Origin of the sequence: Halomonas sp. ISL-56, from assembly GCF_018612805.1 — a bacterium.
In the GTDB taxonomy this organism is placed as follows: Bacteria; Pseudomonadota; Gammaproteobacteria; order Pseudomonadales; family Halomonadaceae; genus Vreelandella.
Genome location: NZ_JAGGRO010000011.1, coordinates 298,656 through 317,521 on the forward strand (window position 1 = coordinate 298,656; position 18,866 = coordinate 317,521).

General features: G+C 52.9%; 19 protein-coding genes. 8 read left to right on the top strand and 11 right to left on the bottom strand.

Going from position 1 to position 18,866, the window contains the following annotated elements; all coding sequences use genetic code 11:
- Positions 1-35: 35 nt before the first annotated feature.
- Together J7J49_RS09265 and J7J49_RS09270 are read right to left on the bottom strand one after the other, a co-directional pair.
- Positions 36-893: a universal stress protein gene (locus J7J49_RS09265; protein ID WP_064234306.1), complete on the bottom strand. Its 858-nt coding sequence runs from the start codon at positions 891-893 to the stop codon at positions 36-38.
- A gap of 19 nt (positions 894-912) precedes the next feature.
- A complete protein-coding gene (locus J7J49_RS09270; RefSeq protein WP_215091988.1) occupies positions 913-2,403 on the bottom strand; it encodes a SulP family inorganic anion transporter in 1,491 nt (496 codons plus the stop codon).
- Positions 2,404-3,043: 640 nt separating this feature from the next.
- On the opposite strand from J7J49_RS09270, the gene J7J49_RS09275 reads away from it, so the two are divergent.
- Positions 3,044-4,057 (top strand): isocitrate dehydrogenase, encoded by a 1,014-nt coding sequence (locus tag J7J49_RS09275; RefSeq protein WP_215091990.1) that lies wholly within the window; start codon positions 3,044-3,046, stop codon positions 4,055-4,057.
- Between the two features lie 44 nt (positions 4,058-4,101).
- Here J7J49_RS09275 and J7J49_RS09280 read toward each other — a convergent pair whose 3' ends face one another.
- Complete coding sequence (locus tag J7J49_RS09280) at positions 4,102-6,285, bottom strand: heavy metal translocating P-type ATPase (RefSeq protein ID WP_215091992.1); 2,184 nt, start codon at positions 6,283-6,285, stop codon at positions 4,102-4,104.
- 68 nt (positions 6,286-6,353) lie between these two features.
- On the opposite strand from J7J49_RS09280, the gene J7J49_RS09285 reads away from it, so the two are divergent.
- Positions 6,354-6,833 (top strand): MerR family transcriptional regulator, encoded by a 480-nt coding sequence (locus J7J49_RS09285; protein ID WP_215091994.1) that lies wholly within the window; start codon positions 6,354-6,356, stop codon positions 6,831-6,833.
- 17 nt (positions 6,834-6,850) lie between these two features.
- On the opposite strand, the gene J7J49_RS09290 is transcribed toward J7J49_RS09285, so the two are convergent.
- From J7J49_RS09290 to J7J49_RS09300, 3 genes are all read right to left on the bottom strand, one after another.
- Positions 6,851-7,627: a ZIP family metal transporter gene (locus J7J49_RS09290; protein ID WP_064234446.1), complete on the bottom strand. Its 777-nt coding sequence runs from the start codon at positions 7,625-7,627 to the stop codon at positions 6,851-6,853.
- Positions 7,628-7,669: 42 nt separating this feature from the next.
- A complete protein-coding gene (locus J7J49_RS09295) occupies positions 7,670-8,257 on the bottom strand; it encodes a TetR/AcrR family transcriptional regulator (protein ID WP_215091996.1) in 588 nt (195 codons plus the stop codon).
- Positions 8,258-8,361: 104 nt separating this feature from the next.
- Complete coding sequence (locus J7J49_RS09300) at positions 8,362-9,333, bottom strand: sulfurtransferase (protein ID WP_215091998.1); 972 nt, start codon at positions 9,331-9,333, stop codon at positions 8,362-8,364.
- Positions 9,334-9,593: 260 nt separating this feature from the next.
- On the opposite strand from J7J49_RS09300, the gene J7J49_RS09305 reads away from it, so the two are divergent.
- The 3 genes from J7J49_RS09305 to J7J49_RS09315 all read left to right on the top strand — a co-directional run bounded on the left by J7J49_RS09305 (position 9,594) and on the right by J7J49_RS09315 (position 12,832).
- Positions 9,594-11,861, top strand: coding sequence for a PqqD family peptide modification chaperone (locus tag J7J49_RS09305; protein WP_215092000.1), 2,268 nt, complete (start codon positions 9,594-9,596; stop codon positions 11,859-11,861).
- A gap of 57 nt (positions 11,862-11,918) precedes the next feature.
- Positions 11,919-12,191, top strand: a complete 273-nt coding sequence (locus J7J49_RS09310; RefSeq protein ID WP_215092002.1) for a hypothetical protein — start codon at positions 11,919-11,921, stop codon at positions 12,189-12,191.
- Between the two features lie 77 nt (positions 12,192-12,268).
- Complete coding sequence (locus J7J49_RS09315; RefSeq protein ID WP_215092005.1) at positions 12,269-12,832, top strand: hypothetical protein; 564 nt, start codon at positions 12,269-12,271, stop codon at positions 12,830-12,832.
- A gap of 207 nt (positions 12,833-13,039) precedes the next feature.
- Here J7J49_RS09315 and J7J49_RS09320 read toward each other — a convergent pair whose 3' ends face one another.
- The 5 genes from J7J49_RS09320 to J7J49_RS09340 all read right to left on the bottom strand — a co-directional run bounded on the left by J7J49_RS09320 (position 13,040) and on the right by J7J49_RS09340 (position 17,105).
- Positions 13,040-14,098 (bottom strand): L,D-transpeptidase family protein, encoded by a 1,059-nt coding sequence (locus J7J49_RS09320; protein ID WP_215092008.1) that lies wholly within the window; start codon positions 14,096-14,098, stop codon positions 13,040-13,042.
- Entirely contained in the window at positions 14,095-14,892 is a 798-nt protein-coding gene (lgt, locus tag J7J49_RS09325; protein WP_215092010.1) for a prolipoprotein diacylglyceryl transferase, read from the bottom strand. The genes J7J49_RS09320 and lgt overlap by 4 nt, the downstream gene beginning before the upstream one ends.
- 89 nt (positions 14,893-14,981) lie before the next feature.
- Positions 14,982-15,287 (bottom strand): hypothetical protein, encoded by a 306-nt coding sequence (locus J7J49_RS09330; protein WP_215092012.1) that lies wholly within the window; start codon positions 15,285-15,287, stop codon positions 14,982-14,984.
- Between the two features lie 175 nt (positions 15,288-15,462).
- Complete coding sequence (locus J7J49_RS09335; protein ID WP_215092014.1) at positions 15,463-16,188, bottom strand: c-type cytochrome; 726 nt, start codon at positions 16,186-16,188, stop codon at positions 15,463-15,465.
- A gap of 140 nt (positions 16,189-16,328) precedes the next feature.
- Complete coding sequence (locus J7J49_RS09340) at positions 16,329-17,105, bottom strand: YiiX/YebB-like N1pC/P60 family cysteine hydrolase (RefSeq protein ID WP_215092016.1); 777 nt, start codon at positions 17,103-17,105, stop codon at positions 16,329-16,331.
- A gap of 208 nt (positions 17,106-17,313) precedes the next feature.
- Between J7J49_RS09340 and J7J49_RS09345 the strand changes: the two genes are divergently transcribed.
- From J7J49_RS09345 to J7J49_RS09355, 3 genes are all read left to right on the top strand, one after another.
- Positions 17,314-17,871: a carboxymuconolactone decarboxylase family protein gene (locus J7J49_RS09345; protein ID WP_215092018.1), complete on the top strand. Its 558-nt coding sequence runs from the start codon at positions 17,314-17,316 to the stop codon at positions 17,869-17,871.
- 58 nt (positions 17,872-17,929) lie between these two features.
- On the top strand, positions 17,930-18,238 hold the full coding sequence (locus J7J49_RS09350) for an EthD family reductase (protein WP_215092020.1): 309 nt from the start codon (positions 17,930-17,932) through the stop codon (positions 18,236-18,238).
- A 61-nt stretch (positions 18,239-18,299) separates the two neighbouring features.
- Entirely contained in the window at positions 18,300-18,866 is a 567-nt protein-coding gene (locus J7J49_RS09355) for a sigma-70 family RNA polymerase sigma factor (protein ID WP_215092022.1), read from the top strand.

Sequence of the window (18,866 nt, forward strand, 5' to 3'; positions counted from 1 at the left end):
GAGCTAAACGGTTATGCGCTGCGGCTTATTAAGCCTTAGCGCAAAATCAGTACCGGTATGCGGCTACCACGTAGCATGGCCGTTGTGGTGCTACCTACTAATAAATGGCGAATACGCGAGTGCCCGTAGGCCCCCATCACCAGTAGATCAATGCTGTGCTCTTTTTCGTAAGCCTGTAGCGCTTCGTCTACTTCACCGGCACGAATCGCGCCTTCGGCTTGATGACCGCCGTCACGTAATGTATTTAACGCCCACTCAAGTTCAGAGCGGCGTTCAGCCGTCTCTGCTCCCACGATGAGCACGTGGCATTCAGTGCCTGTAAATAGCGGTGAACGCGCCAGCATTTCAACGCCCTTGCGGGCGGTTTTGCTACCGTCAAAGGCCATCAGGATCTTTTCAGGACGCTTGAAAGTCTTCGGCACCATGAGGATCGGGCGGTGCATTTCACGCACTACCCGCTCAAGATTAGAGCCGAGGTGGCCACTGGCCTGGTGTGCAGTTTCTCCGCGCTTACCCACCACCAGCAACCGTACGTCTTTTTCAAGTTCTACTAGCGTTTCAACCAGAGTACCGTTGAGCTGGCGGGTAATGGGATCACTGATCCCATCTTCCAAAGCTCGCGCTTTGGCCGCTTCCAGCATCAGCTTGCCCTGTTCGCGATTGACCTTAGCGCGCTGCTCATCAAGCTCAGAAAGCTCTTTCATCAGCCGTTCGCGGGCACCGAAACGCAGGTTGCCGGAAAGGTTCTGCTCTTCGGGTACTTCTGAGTGGTTGTCGACCACATGCACAAAGGTTAACGGTGCATCCATGGCCAAGCTTGCCCAGGCGGCGTAATCGCACACACCTTCGGAAAACTGGGAGCCGTCAATGGCGGCTAATACCTGTTCTGACATATCGCTCTCCTTGTCTTGATTAGTGGCCGCCCATTAACTTTTCAACCGCTTCGGGGTCATTGTGTACCGCGTAGCGATCCACCACCGTCGCGCTGGCTTCGCTCAAGCCCACCATCTCTACTTCGGTACCTTCACGGCGGAATTTAATCACCACGCGATCCAGCGCCTGAACGGCAGTGATATCCCAGAAGTGCGCACGGGAAAGATTGATGGTGACTTTATCAATGCTCTCTTTAAAGTCGAAGGCGGCGATAAAGCGCTCGGATGAAGCAAAGAACACTTGACCCACAACATCGTATTCACGTTCTTTACCAGCCTCAATTTCTTTAGAGCCGATGTACATGATGTTGCCAACTTTGTTGGCAAAGAACATTGCCGCTAGTAACACGCCAACAAATACGCCAATCGCCAAGTTGTGAGTACCGACAGTCACGATAACGGTAGCCACCATGACAAAGTTAGTACTCATGGGGTGCTTCTTCAGATCGCGGATCGATTCCCAGCTAAAGGTACCGATCGCCACCATAATCATTACCGCTACAAGAGCAGCCATGGGAATCTGTGATACCCAGTCGGCCAGGAAAACTACCATCAATAACAATGAAATACCGGCAATTAACGTTGAGGTACGACGACGACCACCTGATTTAATATTGATCACCGACTGACCAATCATGGCACAGCCTGCCATACCACCAATTAAGCCTGAACCGATGTTGGCAATACCCTGGCCTTTACACTCGCGGTTTTTATCGCTTTTGGTATCGGTTAAGTCATCAATGATTGTTGCGGTCATCATGGACTCAAGCAGGCCCACTACGGTTAGCATCAGTGCGGTCGGTAGAATGATCATCAAGGTTTCGAGATTTAGCGGCACATCGGGCCACAAAAACATCGGTAGGCTATCCGGCAATTCACCCATATCGCCAACGCTGCGAATCTCCATACCGGTCATCATGTACACGACGGTAAGAACAACAATACATACCAGTGGCGAAGGAATTGCTTTGCCGACGACCGGCACATAAGGAAAGCCATAAATGATGGCTAAGCCTGCAAGGGTCATGGCATAAACGTGCCAAGTAACGTCGGTTAATTCTGGCAACTGGGCCATAAAGATTAGAATAGCCAACGCGTTGACAAAGCCAGTGACCACCGAGCGCGATACAAAGCGCATCAACTCAGCGAGCTTTAGATAGCCAGCAATAATCTGCAACACACCGGTTAAAATCGTGGTGGCCAGCAGGTATTCCAAACCGTGCTCTTTCACCAGTGTGATCATCAGTAACGCCATGGCGCCTGTTGCCGCTGACACCATGCCAGAACGGCCGCCGGTAAAAGCAATAACCACACAGATAGCGAATGAGGCGTAAAGGCCTACTTTGGGGTCAACGCCTGCGATAATCGAGAACGCGATGGCCTCGGGTATAAGCGCTAGCGCCACGACAATCCCCGCAAGGGTGTCGCCCTTGAGGTTAGAGAGCCAAGATTGTTTAAACTTTTCGTACATGCGAGGGGTCCACGGTTTTAGGTTAATAACAGGCCAAAAGCAGTCGAACAGCGCAGCCAACTATAGGAAGCACCGCCAACACATTGGCACGCTGGGATGATCAGCTTTTTATTTTAAATAATGATGAGCTAGCGTTAGGTACGGCTAAATTCAGGTGCTTGAAATTTGAGCGTTAAAAACTAGCCGTTAAGAACTTTGGCCGCTAAAAACAAGTACCAGAAAGCTATGACAGAGCAGTGAAAGCACTATCAGCACCTTAAAGGGGGGCTTGGAGGGCTAGGGTGGAGTCATCAACCCAGAGAAACGCTGTGTGAATATGGTCATTGGCAAGATTCTTTCCTGTTACAAAAGAGTGTTGCGAACAGAGCATTGCAGAAAGCACGGTGCGACAAAGTGGCGTATCCTACCAGCAATCGTGTTGCATTGCACCTAACGTCTAACGTTGCTGATTTAGTTCCATCGCTAAGCAAAATAATCCTCTACTTTAGGCAGAGTGACCTTAGGACTGCTTTTGACGTACCATTGCGGCGTTAAAAGAGACATTGATTCCCAACTATTCACGTTGAAGCGGCACGGTTTTTGTCTAACAGCGTTGCTGTTAGACACGCCCACCGATAAGCAGATTAAAGAGGAGCAGTACATGAGCCAATCTATTGCAGTCATCAAGGGCGACGGCATCGGCCCCGAGATTATGGACGCCACGCTGCGAGTACTCGACGCGTTAGATTGCGGCTTAACCTACCAGCATATTGACGCTGGCTTAGGTGCGCTTGAAAAGCATGGCACGTTGATTCCTCATGAATCGTTGGATGCCATTGAGAAGTACGGCATTGCTCTGAAGGGCCCGCTAACCACGCCGATTGGCAAGGGTTTTTCTTCGATTAATGTTCAGCTACGCCGTCACTTTGATCTTTACGCGAACGTGCGCCCGGCGATTAGCTTCCCCGGCACCCGTTCGCGTTACGACGACATTGATATGATCACCGTGCGCGAAAACACCGAAGGCGCGTATCTTTCCGACGGCCAGGAAATGATCGACGACGGTGACACCGGCATTTCAGTGATAAAAGTCACTCGCAAAGGCTCCGAGCGTATTGTGCGTTACGCCTTTGAGCTGGCTAAAAACAATGGCCGCAAAAAAGTCACCGCGGTGCATAAAGCCAATATCATCAAAACCAGCTCAGGGCTGTTTTTGGACGTGGCGCGCGAAATCGCCAAAGAGTACCCCGAGATCGAATTCCAAGAGATGATCGTCGATAACGCCTGCATGCAGCTGGTAATGAACCCGCATCAGTTTGATGTGGTGGTCACCACCAACCTGTTTGGCGATATTCTCTCTGACCTTTGCGCTGGATTAGTGGGCGGTTTGGGCTTGGCCCCAGGGGCGAATATCGGCGAAAAGGCGGCGATCTTTGAGGCCGTGCACGGCTCAGCACCGGATATCGAAGGCAAAAATATCGCCAACCCTTGCGCGCTGCTGCTAGCCGCTGCCCAGATGCTTGATCACCTGGGCATGGCGGAGAAAGGTACCGCTATCCGCCAGGGTATTCGTACCGTGCTGGAAACTCGCCGCGATATGGTCACCCCCGATATGGGCGGCACTGGCTCTACCGACTCCTTCGCCCAGGCGCTGGTGGAATACGTTCAGGGCTAAGGCGTACAGAGCAACTAGTCCGCCTCTTTCTAGCCGATCACTTTCTAACTAATGTCATTAAAGCGGTAACGCAGTAGGTACAACGCATTGAGGGTGACCAACACGGTCGCCCCGGTGTCTGCCATTACCGCGACCCACATCCCAGTAAACCCCAGCACCGTCGAGACCAAAAACAGCGCTTTAAAGCCAAGCGCCAACGCCACGTTGGTTTTGACGTTGCGCATGGTGGCCCGGGAGAGCGCGATCATTTCGGCAATCCCGCCTACCCGGTTTTTAAGCAGCGCGGCATCGGCAGTTTCAAGCGCCACATCGGTGCCACTGCCCATGGCGATGCCCACCTCTGCCGCGGCGAGCGCCGGTGCATCGTTAATACCATCGCCTACTTTGCCCACTGGCCCCAGTCCTTGTGCTTGCCATTGGCGCACGCGCTGAGCTTTGTCTTCGGGCATTAACTCGCCTTCCGCTTCAATGCCTAACTGTTCACCTATAGCGGCTACGGTGCGGGCATTGTCTCCGCTTAGCATAACGGCTTGAACACCTAAGCGCGCTAACGCTTGAAGACCCTTTTGTGCATCTTCACGAGGCTCATCACGCAGGGCGATCAACCCAATAGGCCGCCCGTTTTCTACCAATACCGCGAGGCTTTTACCTTGAGTTTCCAATGCCTCGATACGTGCGCTCCATTCATGTGCTGAATTACTTGAGCGTTGCAAGTAGCGTGGGCTAACGAGCATCAGCTCACGCCCTTCCACCTGCCCGGCTACGCCCTGCCCCGCTAGCGCCCGTCCACCGTCTACTTTGGGCAACATAGATTCTGGCTGCTGGGCGCCATTATTTTGAAAACAGACCTTATGAAAATAGTCGCTAATAGCGACGGCAAGGGGGTGGCTTGACCCCTGCTCCAGGGCGGCGGCCAGGCGCACTATTTCATCGCTACTGTTTTTAACAGCAAGGCCGCCATTAAAGCTCTCCACATCCGTTACCATGGGCTTGCCCGCGGTCAGCGTGCCGGTTTTATCCAACGCAACCCGTTTGAGCTTGCCTAGCTGCTCTAACACCGCACCACCTTTCATTAACAGGCCGTTGCGGGCACCCACCGATAACCCCGCCGCAATCGCCGCGGGCGTCGAAATCACCAGCGCACAGGGGCAGGCAATCAGCAGCAGCGCTAAAGCGCGGTAGATGGATTCTGACCATAGCATCGACGACACCAGCGGCGGCACGATAGCCACCAGCAACGCCACACCCACCACCGCAGGCATATAGTAAAACGCAAAGCGGTCAATAAAACGCGCCACCGGCGCTTTTGCTGCCTGGGCTTCCTCCACCAGCTTAATCACCCGGGCGATAGTGTTATTTTCAGCGCTGCGGGTTACCTCAACTTCAAGCACACCGTTTAGATTGACGGTGCCAGCAAACACCGTATCGCCTTCGCCACGCTCCCGTGGCACCGACTCGCCGTTGACCGGCGACTCATCGATTGAGGAGCGGCCGGCGGCAATTTGCCCATCGCAGGGCAGCCTGTCCCCGGGGCGTACCTGTACCCGTTGCCCCGGCTGAAGCGAAGCAGCGGCTATTTCGCGCACTTCGCCCTGATCGAGTAATCGCGCGGTGGAGGGTGTCAGCTTGGAAAGTGCCGAGATACTGCGCCGGGCTTGAGCAGCAGCAACACCCTCCAGCAGCTCACCCACGGCAAACAGAAACACCACCACCGCCGCTTCAGCTGCGGCGTTAATGGCCAGCGCCCCCACGGCGGCAATGCTCATCAGCATTTCAATGGTGAAGGGGTTGCCCAATTTGAGCGCTTGCCAGGCATGCTGAATAATCGGCACCAGGCCAACCAGCGTCGCCGCGATAAAGGGCCAACTGCCCAGCGCAGGCCAGGCAAATTTAAGCCCCCAGGCAAGCGCCAGCAATGCGCCACTGACTATCACCAGTCGCCCTTTTGGCGATTGCCACCAAGAAGGCGATTTTTTCGATTCAGCCGTGTCCGCCGACTCATCTAACACCCGGTAACCGAGAGCGCTAATCGTCGCCTCAATTTCAGTGCGTGCCAGCGATTGCCCTGGCGATGGGGTGAGTTGTACCGACCCCGCCAGTGAACTCGCGGAGACTTGATCAACGTGGTTTAAGCGCTTTAGCGCTGATTCGACTTTACGTTCGCAGCCGCCGCAGTCCATGCCCTGCACACGCAGGGTGGTCGTCGTAGCGGATTTTGAGTTACTCATCGCACGGTGCTCCAAGTTCGTCTATCTTAGGAACAGCGTAATACCTGTAGTTACTAGAGGTTCAAGTAATGAAAGAGCAAAAACCAGCATCATCCACTGCTGAGCATTATATTGGCATTGGCGAACTGGCACGGGAGTCCGGCTGCAAGCCCGAAACGGTGCGCTATTACGAACAGATTGGGCTACTACCTTCAGCGCCGCGCAATGAAGGTAACCAGCGGCGCTACACCAAGGCCGCCATCCGCCGCTTGACGTTTATTCGTCATGCACGGGACTTTGGTTTTTCGGTGGAAGCGGTAAGGGAATTGCTGGAAATGGCCGACCACCCAGCGATGCCTTGCCAGGAGGTGGATACGCTGGCGAAGCGTCACCTTGCCGAAGTCGAGGCACGTCTTGCGCGACTCACCGCGGTGCGCGATGAGCTCCAACGCATGATCAACCAGTGCGCAGGGGGCAGTGTTGGCCAGTGCCATATCATTGACGTGCTCAGCGACCACCGGCTGTGCCATCAAGTGGAGCCTCACGGTGGCGCGGATGTCATCGGCTAGGGGTGAGTTAAACTGGATTAACCCAGCCACACATCTAAAAACAGCATAATCACCAGCCCCATCGCCAAACCGAAGGTGGCTTTTTTCTGGTGCCCGCAGCGGTGGGTTTCGGGGATGATTTCGTGGCTGATGACATACAACATGGCACCGGCGGCAAACGCCAGCCCCCAGGGCAACAGTATTTGCGAAACGCTGACAATACTGGCGCCAAACAGCCCACCGACGGGCTCTATAAGTCCGGTCAGAGCGGCAATCGACCAGGAGCGCCATTTCGAGTAGCCCTCTCCCATCAAAGCGACCGCTACGGCCAGGCCTTCCGGCATGTTCTGTAGCCCAATACCGATCGCCAGCGGCATGCCGCCTTCTAAACCATTGGCGCCAAAGCCGACCCCCACTGCCATTCCTTCCGGCAGATTGTGGATAGTAATGGCAAATACAAACAGCCAGACACGGCGCAATGAGGCGGCCTCAGGACCCTCACGGCCTTGGGCAAAATGCTCATGAGGAAGGTGCTCGTTAAGCAACGCAATGGCGCCCATGCCCAGCAAAATAGCCGCACAGACAATTGCAGCGGGCACGGGGCCACCGGCATAGTAGATTTCTGCAGCGTCCAGGGCGGGGATAATCAGTGAGAAAAATGACGCCGCCAGCATTACCCCCGCCGCAAAGCCCAGCGCTAAATCGCGAAAGCCTCGACTAGGCGTTTTACCTAGCAGCACCGGTAGTGCGCCCACCGCCGTCAACAATCCGGCAATTAAGCTGCCCAAAAACCCCAGTAACAATGTATTTTCCATTCTTGAGCCTTGAGACACATCATGCTGAATAAGCCCTTTGGCTCAGCGCAATCCACGCAAAATATTTTCCACCAATTGTTCGGCCTGCTGCTGAGTCGCACCGCTTTTTAGCAGCATGCGCAGACCCGATATTGAAAGGGTTAAGAAATATGCTGAGCTCTGTACATCACGCTCTTGGCAAATACTTCCCTCTTGCTGCGCCTGTTCAATAACCTTCATAAAAAAGTGGGTAATAGCCTGCACACTTTGTACGGCGGCATCCGACACTTGCGAGCCGCTATTGCCTAGTTCAGTAGCTGAATTAAAAATCAGACAGCCTAGCGCTGCTTGTTCGCTCTCGGCCTGTTGCGCCATGCGTTGCAGCAAGTGCTCAATGAACTGCCATGCGCTAGCTTCTTGGCCAAAAGACATATCCAGAGAGGCAAGCAGCTCTTCTCTATAACGTGTTAACGCCAGTAAAAAAAGCGCCTCTTTATTGCCGTAGGCTTGATACAAGCTGCTGCGGGATAGCTCCATCGCCTCAAGCAAATCACGCATTGACGTATGGTGATAGCCCGAGCGCCAAAAGGCGTAAACAGCGGCTTTCAGCGCCGTCTCTGGATGGTGCTGTAAAGGTCTGCCGAGGCTCATTACGAAATCCCAAAAAAGGTAGCATATTACGAGATAGCGTTAGCCGACGCAAAGCATCCACCAACTGCTTCGCTGAAGGATAACTACACTGCTGGTTAGCCAAGTTAATTAAGCAGCTCCCTGACTTGTTTAATACCTTCACGGGCGAGCTGCACCGGGCGAGAATCGCTGATGGTCCAGGCGGCCATTGAGCCATCGTACATAGCGATATTTTCGAAACCCGCTACTTCACTCAACACGAACCAATCGGTCGCAGCCCAGTGGCCAGTGTTACAGAAGGCGATCGTCCGCACGCTACTATCCAGTTCAGCTGCATTAATACGTGACTGCAGGCCATCAACATCTAGATAGTAAGCGCCGTTCTGATCATTCAGATGCGACTGGTGAGGCAGGCTCCGCGCGCCCGGAATCGTCCCAGCCACCCGCGCCGCCGAGGATTTTTCATCACCCGTAAAATAGTCGGTGGGACGAGCATCGACTAGCTGTGCCTGGCTTTCCCGTGCGGCCTCGACATCTTCGGTGGAGGCTACTAACGCCTCGCGCAGGGTGGCATCAAACTCGGCGGCATCGTAACGATCAGGCTCGCCGCTTACTATCTCAAACCCCTGCTGCTGCCAGCCCGCAAAGCCGCCGTTGAGGATAGCTACCTCGTCGTGACCGAGAACTTTAAACGTCCAGTAAACTCGCGCCGCACTGCCAAAATCGGTCGCGCCAGTACCGGCAGGTACAATCACTACCGCGCTATCTTTATCGATCCCTAAGTTGCCAATTAGCGTTTCCAACTCACTCACTTCGGGCATCAATCCCGCTACGCTGTCGCGGGTTTCACGCCAACCATCATCGGTATAACTGGAATAGCGGCTACCAGAGATTCGTGCTTCGGCAAAGCTCTCAGCATCCCCGCCATTATCAATAGCAGAACGCACATCTAATACCACCAATTCATCTTGGTCGAGATGGTCATTTAACCACTGCGCATCCACAAGCGGCGTAGTTTCAAATTGTGTGGTTTCAAGCGCTAGTGCTTGGGTAGAAAACCCCAGCGCGCCAATCAAGGCGAATAGTAAACGAGACATAAAACCTCCTAGAGGGCTTTTTCGTGTTGGGGATTGAGCATCGTTGTTCATAGCAGCAAGACAAGGAACGATTGGTACATTAATCTCATAATGAGTGATACTGCCTCACTATTAAAGTGATTTTTCAACACGACTAGATAGCAAAGCGTCCCAACGTTTGTGAAATCAGTGCAAGGCAGCCTGTTAACGATCACTAAAAATAGTGTAAGCAATCGCGTTGATCTGTCACTCACCATTAATGACCCGATAAGGAGCCTACGATGAGCGCGCATTCACCACTACGCTTTTGGCTAAGCGGCAAACGCCATGCCGAGCAAGATCATTTTTTCCGCCAAACGCTGGAAGCTCAGGGATGGCAAGAAGGTGATGAACAACACTGGGAAGCCGCCTGGGTGACCGGCATGCCGCCCAAGGCAGCGTTCAAGGTAACCTCACCAGGCCGCGTGATGAACCATATTCCAGGGAACGCAGCGCTCACGGTAAAAAGCCGCCTGCACTCGGGTCTCAGCGCGCTTCGCGAACGAACCCAGCGCCACTACGGTGCCAGCCACCCCCATACCCAGCGGCTTAACTTCTTCCCTCTCGCTTATGAGATGCCTCATGACTATCCGGCGCTACTTGAAGACGCAGCAGCGCATCCTGAAAAACGCTGGATATTAAAGCCCACCAATGCCTCCAAAGGTCAGGGGGTGCAGGTGCTGCGCGACCCGACGACCGCGCCACTAGTTCCTAACTGGCTGGTGCAAGAGTACATTACCAACCCCCATACCATCCGCGGGCACAAATACGTGCTGCGGCTTTATATGCTAATTGCCAGCATCGACCCGCTACGGGTGTATCTCTACGACCAAGGCTTTGCCAAGCTGGCCTCAGCGCCGTGGAGCCCCGATGACATCGACAACCCCTTCAGCCAATTGACCAACCCCGACATCAACGCGCTCAATCTGGACGCCGAGGTTCCGGTCGAATTTATCGACCTTGACCGCTACCGCCACTGGTTACGGGAGCAGGGTCACGACGATCAGGCACTGTTTAACCAGTTGCAGGACCTTGCCACGCTGACCGCTCTTTCCGGGGCCGAAGCGATGCGTGCACGCTCTCAGGAAGATGGGGCCGACCCGCGCGGCTGTTACGAGCTAATCGGCCTGGACTGCCTAGTCGACGATCAGCTCAAAGCGTGGATATTGGAGTGCAACCTAAGCCCATCGCTAGGCATTTGCGCCAAGCCGGAGCACGGCGGCGTGGTTGAGGAAGCCGTCAAAGGTGCACTGGTAAGAGATATGATTACTTTGACCGGTCTGGATCAACCACCCCGCGATACGCAATCTTTCGATGCCGCCGCGCTGGCTGCCGAGCGTGAGCGTGCCGGTGGATTTATGTCGCTCTACCCAAACCAGGACATTGGTCGTTACCTGCCCTTTATTGGCCTACCCAGTTTGGCAGATTACCGTTTGGCGTCTGAGCTTACCCCACTGTCGTTATCGTTTCATGGTCAGGAGGTCAGTGAGCTTATCGACGGTGAGCAATTGGCGCTTTACCACCACACAAGTGGTCGTTACTTCCAGCTTAACGACAGCGCGGCTCTGATCTGGCTGCTGATCAGCGAAGGCGAGCCGATCGAGACCGTTATCGATCACCTCCAAGCGGCAAGCGGCGGGCAGGTCGACACCCAAACCCTTGCCAACGATCTGTGGGCAACGCTCTCGCTATGGTGGCAGCACGGGCTGCTCGCCCCCGAGGATCGCGACATCTTAGCGTCCGGCACGTCATTTCCCGCCCGTGAGCAACCCGCTACCTGGCGTAATACGCTGTTTTTTGATCGTCGCCGCTGGTCAATCAGCGCGCCCCAAGGCCCCGTAGGAGAGCGCATAACCGACGCCCTGGCACCTCTGCTCGACGCCGACGGCCACGCCCCCCACGCGTCGCTGCACGTACTGGAAGGCGCCAACGGCTACTGCCTGACCAGCGACAGCCGAGTGATTAGCTCGCGTCTTCATCTCGATGAGATAGTACCTGCCATCACGCTATTCTGCTTGTCTAGCGCCGCGCTTGACCAACATCTGGTTGTTGATATTGCTCTACTAAGTGGACAGGAAGGGCACATTGCCTGCGTTCTTCCTGCTCACTCTTCAGCGCAGGCGTTGACCACGCTTCAAGCACTCGCCAAGCAGCATGGGCTCGCCCTTACACGCGGGGCACGCCTCTCGTTGGATACACCCGACATTTTGGAACCGCTCAACCTCCCTCTAGAAGGCACTACGTTTTTGTTTCAAGAGCGCAGTCACTGTTGCGGGCTTTTATGGTTTGACGAGCATCAGCCCGAGAGCTCCGAAACGCTATCGTCGCTGACGCTATTAGGCGCGCTACTGCCCTTTGCGATGGAAGGCGACCACGGGCTAAGTCATACGGGGTTAAACGCACTGCAGCATTTAAGTCAGCGCACACGGCTTGCCAGCACGGAGGTCGAAGCGATCACGCAGTGGCTTAACCAAACACCGCTTTTATCCTCTTCCCAGGCCGCGGTATAGCGGCAGGAAGTTGCGCCATTTGGCGCATTTGCTTGTGACACACTAAGGAGAAGCATCATGTCTCAACACGAAGCTAAACGTCGTTTACTTAGCCGTCTAAGCCGTCAGTTCGGCTACACCGCTCCTGCCCTTGCGCTGGTAGCCAGCGGCCTTGCCTTTCAGGCCCAGGCCGACGAGCCCACCCAAGGGTTCACCAATATGCAAGAAGCGCCACTAATGCTGGCCGAAGCCCACAATGCTGAAGGCGGAGCAGAGAGTGAAGGCGAAGAAGAGATGGAAGGCGAGGGTGAAGGTGAAGGTGAAGGTGAAGGCAGCGCCGAAGCCGGTTAGCGCCAGGTATTAACGCTAACGTCAATACCACTGTGCCGGTGTACGCACCGGCACATTTTAACGGGAGGCCAACTTATATGTCGGCATCATTAATACCGCCCTTGATCGACGAAAACGTGCAAACATTGAACCAGCTTAATCAATTGTTAGGCAGCGTCTCTACTCAAGACTATCAACGCCCACTCGGCGCAAAAGCTACGCAAACGCTGGGTAAACACGTTCGCCATATCATTGAACACTATCAAACCTTGCTGGATGCCTGCGCTGCGTCACCCGAGTCGGCAACATTCGACTATGAACAGCGTCAACGAGAAGCGGTATTAGAAACCCAACCTAGCTGCGCTCAAAGTCGTGTTGAAGCATTACAGGCTGGGCTAAGTGCGCTGGCAGCCATGCCGCACAATACGCCATTAACGCTCAGCTATCCGGTTGAGACAGGTGTGGCGATTAGTGAAATGAATAACGCGCTACCGCTACCCACTACCCTCGGCCGCGAGCTGGCATTTTTAACTAGCCATAGCATCCACCATATGGCGCTGCTAGGCCTTCTTTGTGCACAGCTTGATATCGTGCTACCAACCCATTTTGGCGTTCACCCGTCGACGCTTCGTTATTGGGCGCAGCAGCGCTTTGCTTCTTAAAAGCGCACACTTTGTTTTAACTGATAAGCAGTTAAACGGTAGGTATTAGCTCGTTTTAATCACATGTCTTCATCAAGATTAAGAAAGCAGAAACTTGGATGGTTCATCGGCTATGTCCAAGCAATACACAGCTAAATTAAGAAGTTCTTTGTAACACCTTCATAACGAGTCAGTGCCATGAAGGTGTTAAAAGCAGCAATGAATAGATCAACAATGACGCTGATCAATCTGCGTGATCATTTGATAGATATCCATATCTATTGCCTCTTCATCATTCTCGTTTTGAGATTGATAAAATGTTGATAACGAAATAATTTGATCATCTGGCTGCTCAAACAAATCATTTAACCGTTGGTTTTCCAGCATCGCTAATTCAACTTCTTCAGCAAGTGACTGGGAGAGCAACATCGCTTTTAACGAATCTATGTTTGCCTGCTCAGTGTCAACGGTTTTGAAGACTTGCACAAATGCATCGCCACCCTCATTACCACCAACTTTAATTGCTTGATCGATGATATTGACTTGAGTGCCACTTGGAATATTGTAAAAGATAGACTCAATATCTTCTGGGTACATCCTAATGCAGCCGCGGCTAGCGCGCATACCAATGCCATCCGGCTGGTTGGTGCCATGGATTAAATAGCCGGGAATATCGAGCAAAATCGCATGATCACCAAGCGGATTTTCAGGGCCGGGTGGCACGACGGCTGGGGCGGGTTCACCACGAGCGGCGGCCTCTTCACGCATTGAGCGCGGGGGATACCAAGCAGGATTCTCTAATCGAATGGTCGTTTCCGTGATCCCCAACGGCGTATTATAGCCCTCACGGCCAATACCGATGGGATACGTTTCTACCCATGGCGTTTCATCGTTAGATACATCCGGGTAGTAATAAAGCCTTAACTCCGCAACGTTAATGACAATTCCCGTGCGCGGTACGTGTGGCAGAATATGTTGCCTGGGGATCGTGACCGTGGTTCCCTCCCCCGGGACCCAGAGGCTCACATCAGGATTGGCTGACCTGATCTCTTCATAACCAACGTTGTGCACGCGGGCAATATCAATCAGCGTATCTTCTTGGTTAGCAATCACCTGATAGTTCTGACCAATGATATCCCCCCTTTCAGGCAACGGATAATGGTTATCAGGCACTGTGGACATGTTCGCATGGGCCCATATCGGCCAGATCAACACACTCACAAGTGGCGCTTTTCGCACAGCCTTCACACTGTTTTTCAACACAATACGGTTCATGTAAGGCTTCATGATTTAGCCTCCTGTACGTTGGCCGCGGGCTGGTAGCGTGACCATATAAGTAACCCCACACCGCCTACTATCATGGGCACTGTAAGCACGTGGCCCATGGTGACCCAGTCGAAGGCGACAAACCCTTGGTGGGCATCTGGCATGCGTACAAACTCCACAGCAAATCGAAGGAGGCCATAACCCAGTAAGAAGACGCCGGATAACAGGCCTCTACTGCGGGGGCGTCGTGATAGCCAGTAGAGCACGACGAACAGTAAAGCCCCTTCCAAAAACATCTCGTATAGCGCTGAAGGGTGGCGTGGCTCAGGCCCTACCTGCGGGAATATCAGCGCCCACGGCACATCGGTGATACGACCAGGCAGCTCTTGATTAATAAAGTTACCCAACCGACCAGCGCCTAAGCCAATAGGGGCTAGAGGAGCAATAAAATCAGCCATATCGATAAAAGCGATACGCTTTTTGCGTGCGAAAAATAGTATCGCAGCGACGACGCCCACTAGACCACCATGGAAGCTCATGCCTCCGTCCCACACCTGAAAGACCCACAATGGGTGACTTAACCACTGCTCCATGCCATAGAAAATGGCGTAGCCCAATCGACCACCAATAACGACGCCAACGGCGCTATAAAAAATCAGGTCACTGATGTCTTCTTTATTGAGGCCAAGGTAGTCAGCACGCCAACGACCCAGCAGCCAAGCGGACACAAAGCCCACCACATACATTAATCCGTACCAATGAATAACCAGTGGCCCAATCGCCACGGCAATAGGTTCAATCGCAGGGTATTCCATTGCTTTCTCCATTCATGTCTTACAGACATACCGTCAGCTCATGAGGTGCACTCATGATTAAAAAGCGGTATGAAAACGCGTGTAGGTCTTCAGAAATGCAATGAAAGGCGGGGAGGTTTTTCTAAACGCTCGGGGTGCGATTGGGGGTAAGGCACATACTTCAACCACTGAGGGGAAGACGTCAAAATAGTGCCTGAAATGGCGCTAGTGCCTGCAGGCGCATAGGGTGAACAGGAAGCATCCGCATGCTCTCCGGCTTGCTCTAACAGCGAGGGAGTGAGGCAATGGCTATCCATGCTAACAGTCGCCGAGACAGGCGCATCAACTAGGCAGCTTCCTTTTACGGCGCTACTAAAGCCAGCGCCTGAAAGCGTCACCAAAACCACCAGCAACATAACAGTCAGTTGCCTGGCAATCAAATTATGCATCTTTCGCTATTTCAGCAAACATCCCACCCCTCTTTCATGTATCAGCAAACGCAAGCGTTTTAGCACAAAAAGAACAATCAGTCCCAAAATCGGCTTTCATCTGGATACCAAAAGCCGCCCTGCTCTTCTCAATCATGCTGGTCTACATATTACAGTGACCGTCTGCCTCCCCTGCGAAACGCTGACGGGCATTAACCACATACGCCGCCAGGGCTGCTAAATCCTCTGACTCCCAATCTAAAGGTTCAGCCGCCATGGGGGCAACCATACACAGCTGCACCATTTCATCTGCATGGACGGTTTCCATGCCGAACATATTGGTGCCCATGGCAACCGGATGAGGAAATGATTGATTGAACGATGCCTGATAGCCCTGCTGGCCGTCACTGCCATGGCAGCTAGCGCAGGAAAGACCATTCGTGCTCAGTGATGTGTCGTTAAACAGGGCTTCACCACGCTCAATCAAAGATTTAGGGTTGTCGCCATTTTCATCGTAACCGGGCACATAACCTTCGGGTCGGGATACTAACTGTGTGCGCTCATTGGGCTGTACGCCTCCTTCCGCTGCCCCCTCGGACTGAGCCTCTCCTTCCGCTTCGCCCTCGCCTTCTGCCTCACCTTCGCCATCTGCCTCTGCTTCGCCCTCAGCGCTAGCCTCGCCTTCAGGTTGCGCCTCTGCCTCTGCATGATGGCTTGCCAGCATTAGTCCACTGGTAGTGGATTGATCGTTGGCAAATACGTTTTGCTCATTGGCCGAAACGCCTAGCGCGACGCCGCCTGCCACAAGCACCAAGACAGGTGCGGTGTAACGAACCTGGCGACGAAGTTTATTCAGCAAATCACTGTGTGTTTTTTTAGTTAGCGACATGGGGTTCACCTCTCGAAGTCAGCCTTGTTGTGAAGGGCCGCGCCTTGCTCGGCCTCAACCCAGCATATAAATAGTTGTTTGATTTTTTTGGTACAACATTCAATCAGTGATCGAACGCATGACTTCCTTACAAGCCAAGATCACAATGAGGGTGAATCTGTCGATTGCCGCCAGTGCAACTGATGGGCATCGAACCCACCCATTAATCTGGGCTTCACGATTTCAAAGTAAGGCGACAAATCAAAATCACGCGGCGTAAATAACGAGTAGTGGCGCTGGGTTAGTAAAAGATCACTGTTTGCTATGAAATCAGCGCTAATGGCTGGAGTATCATCCGCGATAGGCAATATAGGGTAATAAATCGACTGAAAGGCTTGTGCAATCAGAGTTGAGCATATTGCTCGTGTGGGATCACCGCTGCCTAGCGTCAAAAAGTGCTTACGCCAACGCTGGGGAACGGGGGGTAATGGAAAAAAGTAACGCGCCAAATCAATAATATTATGCAAGTCATATCGATACCCAAGGCGGCTACCGACAAACTGAACTAACGCTTCAACTTCACTCACCTGTAGCCCCACAGGCCGACATATACGTAAATGACAGCCGCTAAATTCACTCAGTCCGACCAAACGGACACCCTCTGCCACGTCGGCTTCGATAAAACACTCACCGCCTTGAGCGCCAAAATGTCGGGCATTTTCGCTCCCCACGTATAACGCTGCATGAGACCAGGACGACTGCGTCAAATATTTAATAACCACACTGAACCGCGACGAACCCTCCACCAATAAAACATCACCAGGTTTTAAAAAAGTGGCAATATGATCCTCAATTGGCCCCGCGCTCGGCTGTTCATGTCGAGGGCACGACAACCAGCAACTCATCATGTAGCCAATTTTCTGCAACACGTTTTTCATATCGCCCCCGTCTTATCTAGCACTTGTAAAGGTTGGTGCTCAACAGTCCACTATCTTTACAGTCTGATCATCAAACAAGCAGACATATCATTTGTTTTGGGTATTTTTGACATCACCATTGCCATTTATGGATCAATTGTTCCATAATCATTCAGGCCAATTAAATGCACAACGTAAACGATCATCTTTTGATCAGAAGGAGTTTGAAATGACTGATTTCCCTTTACATACTGTTGAGAGCGCACCCAAAGAGGCTCAAGCGAACCTTCAAGTCGCTGCAAAAAAGATGGGTTTCCTGCCTAATCTTTTTGCCAAAATGGCAGAAGCCCCCACGCTGCTTGAGGCTTATCTAACACTCGACGGCATCTTCGCTAAAACCAGCCTAAGCCCTGTTGAACAACAAGCAGCGTTGCTCGCCATTAGTGCTGATAACCACTGCGCATTCTGCGTGGCAGCGCATACAGGTGGGATTAAGAAAGCCGGTGCCGATGACGAGATCATCAAAGATCTACGCGCACGCAACACGCCTAACGACGCCAAGCTGGCGGCCGTTACGCGTTTCGCCCGGCACCTAAATGCACAACGTGGTTGGGCTGAGCAAACCGAGCTGGATGCTTTTCTTGAGGTAGGTTTTACCCAGCAACAGGTACTTGAGCTGGTGATCGCTTGCGCACTAAAAACACTTTCCAACTACACTAATCATGTTGCTGGCACCCCGCTTAATGAAGAACTTAAGCCGCTAGCTTGGGAAGCGCCTGCGTCATAATCCATGCTTATCTGTGGCCGTCGATGCGGTCACAGGCTTAATTAATTTGGAGACAGTTATGATCGACGTTATGGTCGCTTACCCTAATTCCGACACCTTGGCTTTTGACGATGCGTATTACATCGAAAAACACTCGCCGCTGGTCAATTCATTGCTTGCTGAGCACGGACTGCGCTACCTTCGCGTACATCACTGTATCGACTCTCAAGCCACTTATCACTTGGTAGCACACCTAGGGTTTGAGTCAGCACAACGCTTTGAATCCGCGTTTGCCGCTATTGGTGACCAACTGCTTGCCGACATTGCCAACTTCACCAACGTAGAGCCCGTCATGCAGGTGAATGAAGTTATTGATACGCCTGCATAGATCGCCATACAACTATAAATAAACACATTGCTGCTAGCTTATTTTACCCATGAGGACTGCCGTGACGACCGCCACGCCTTCTACTGAAGAGCACATTGCTACGCTGAGGCCCAAGCTTGTTGCCTTTGCGCTTTTACAGTTGCGCGACAATGCCGCTGCTGAGGATATTGTGCAGGACACGCTGGTCACCGCCCTGGAGAAGCACCAGACTTTTTCAGGGCGTTCGGCTTTTGAAACATGGGTGTTTGGTATTTTAAAAAATAAAATACTTGAGCGATTCCGTCATGAGCGACGTTACCTTTCTTGGCAAGACGATGAGCTGAGCGATGAAGATTCATTTGAAAACCTGTTCAAAGACAATGGGCGTTGGCAAGCCGCCAGCAAACCTACGCCCTGGGGGGAACCCGAACAAGTACTCGAAAACGCGGCGTTTTGGCGTTTGCTCGACACTTGCTTGATGGTGCTGCCCGACAATATTGCGCGGGTTTTTACTATGCGCGAATTAATGGGGCTAACCACCCAGGAAATTTGCGAAGCGTTAACGTTAAGCGAGGCAAACTGCTGGGTGATTTTGCACCGTGCACGCTTGCGGCTACGTGCCTGTATTGAAAAAGGTTGGTTAACGTAA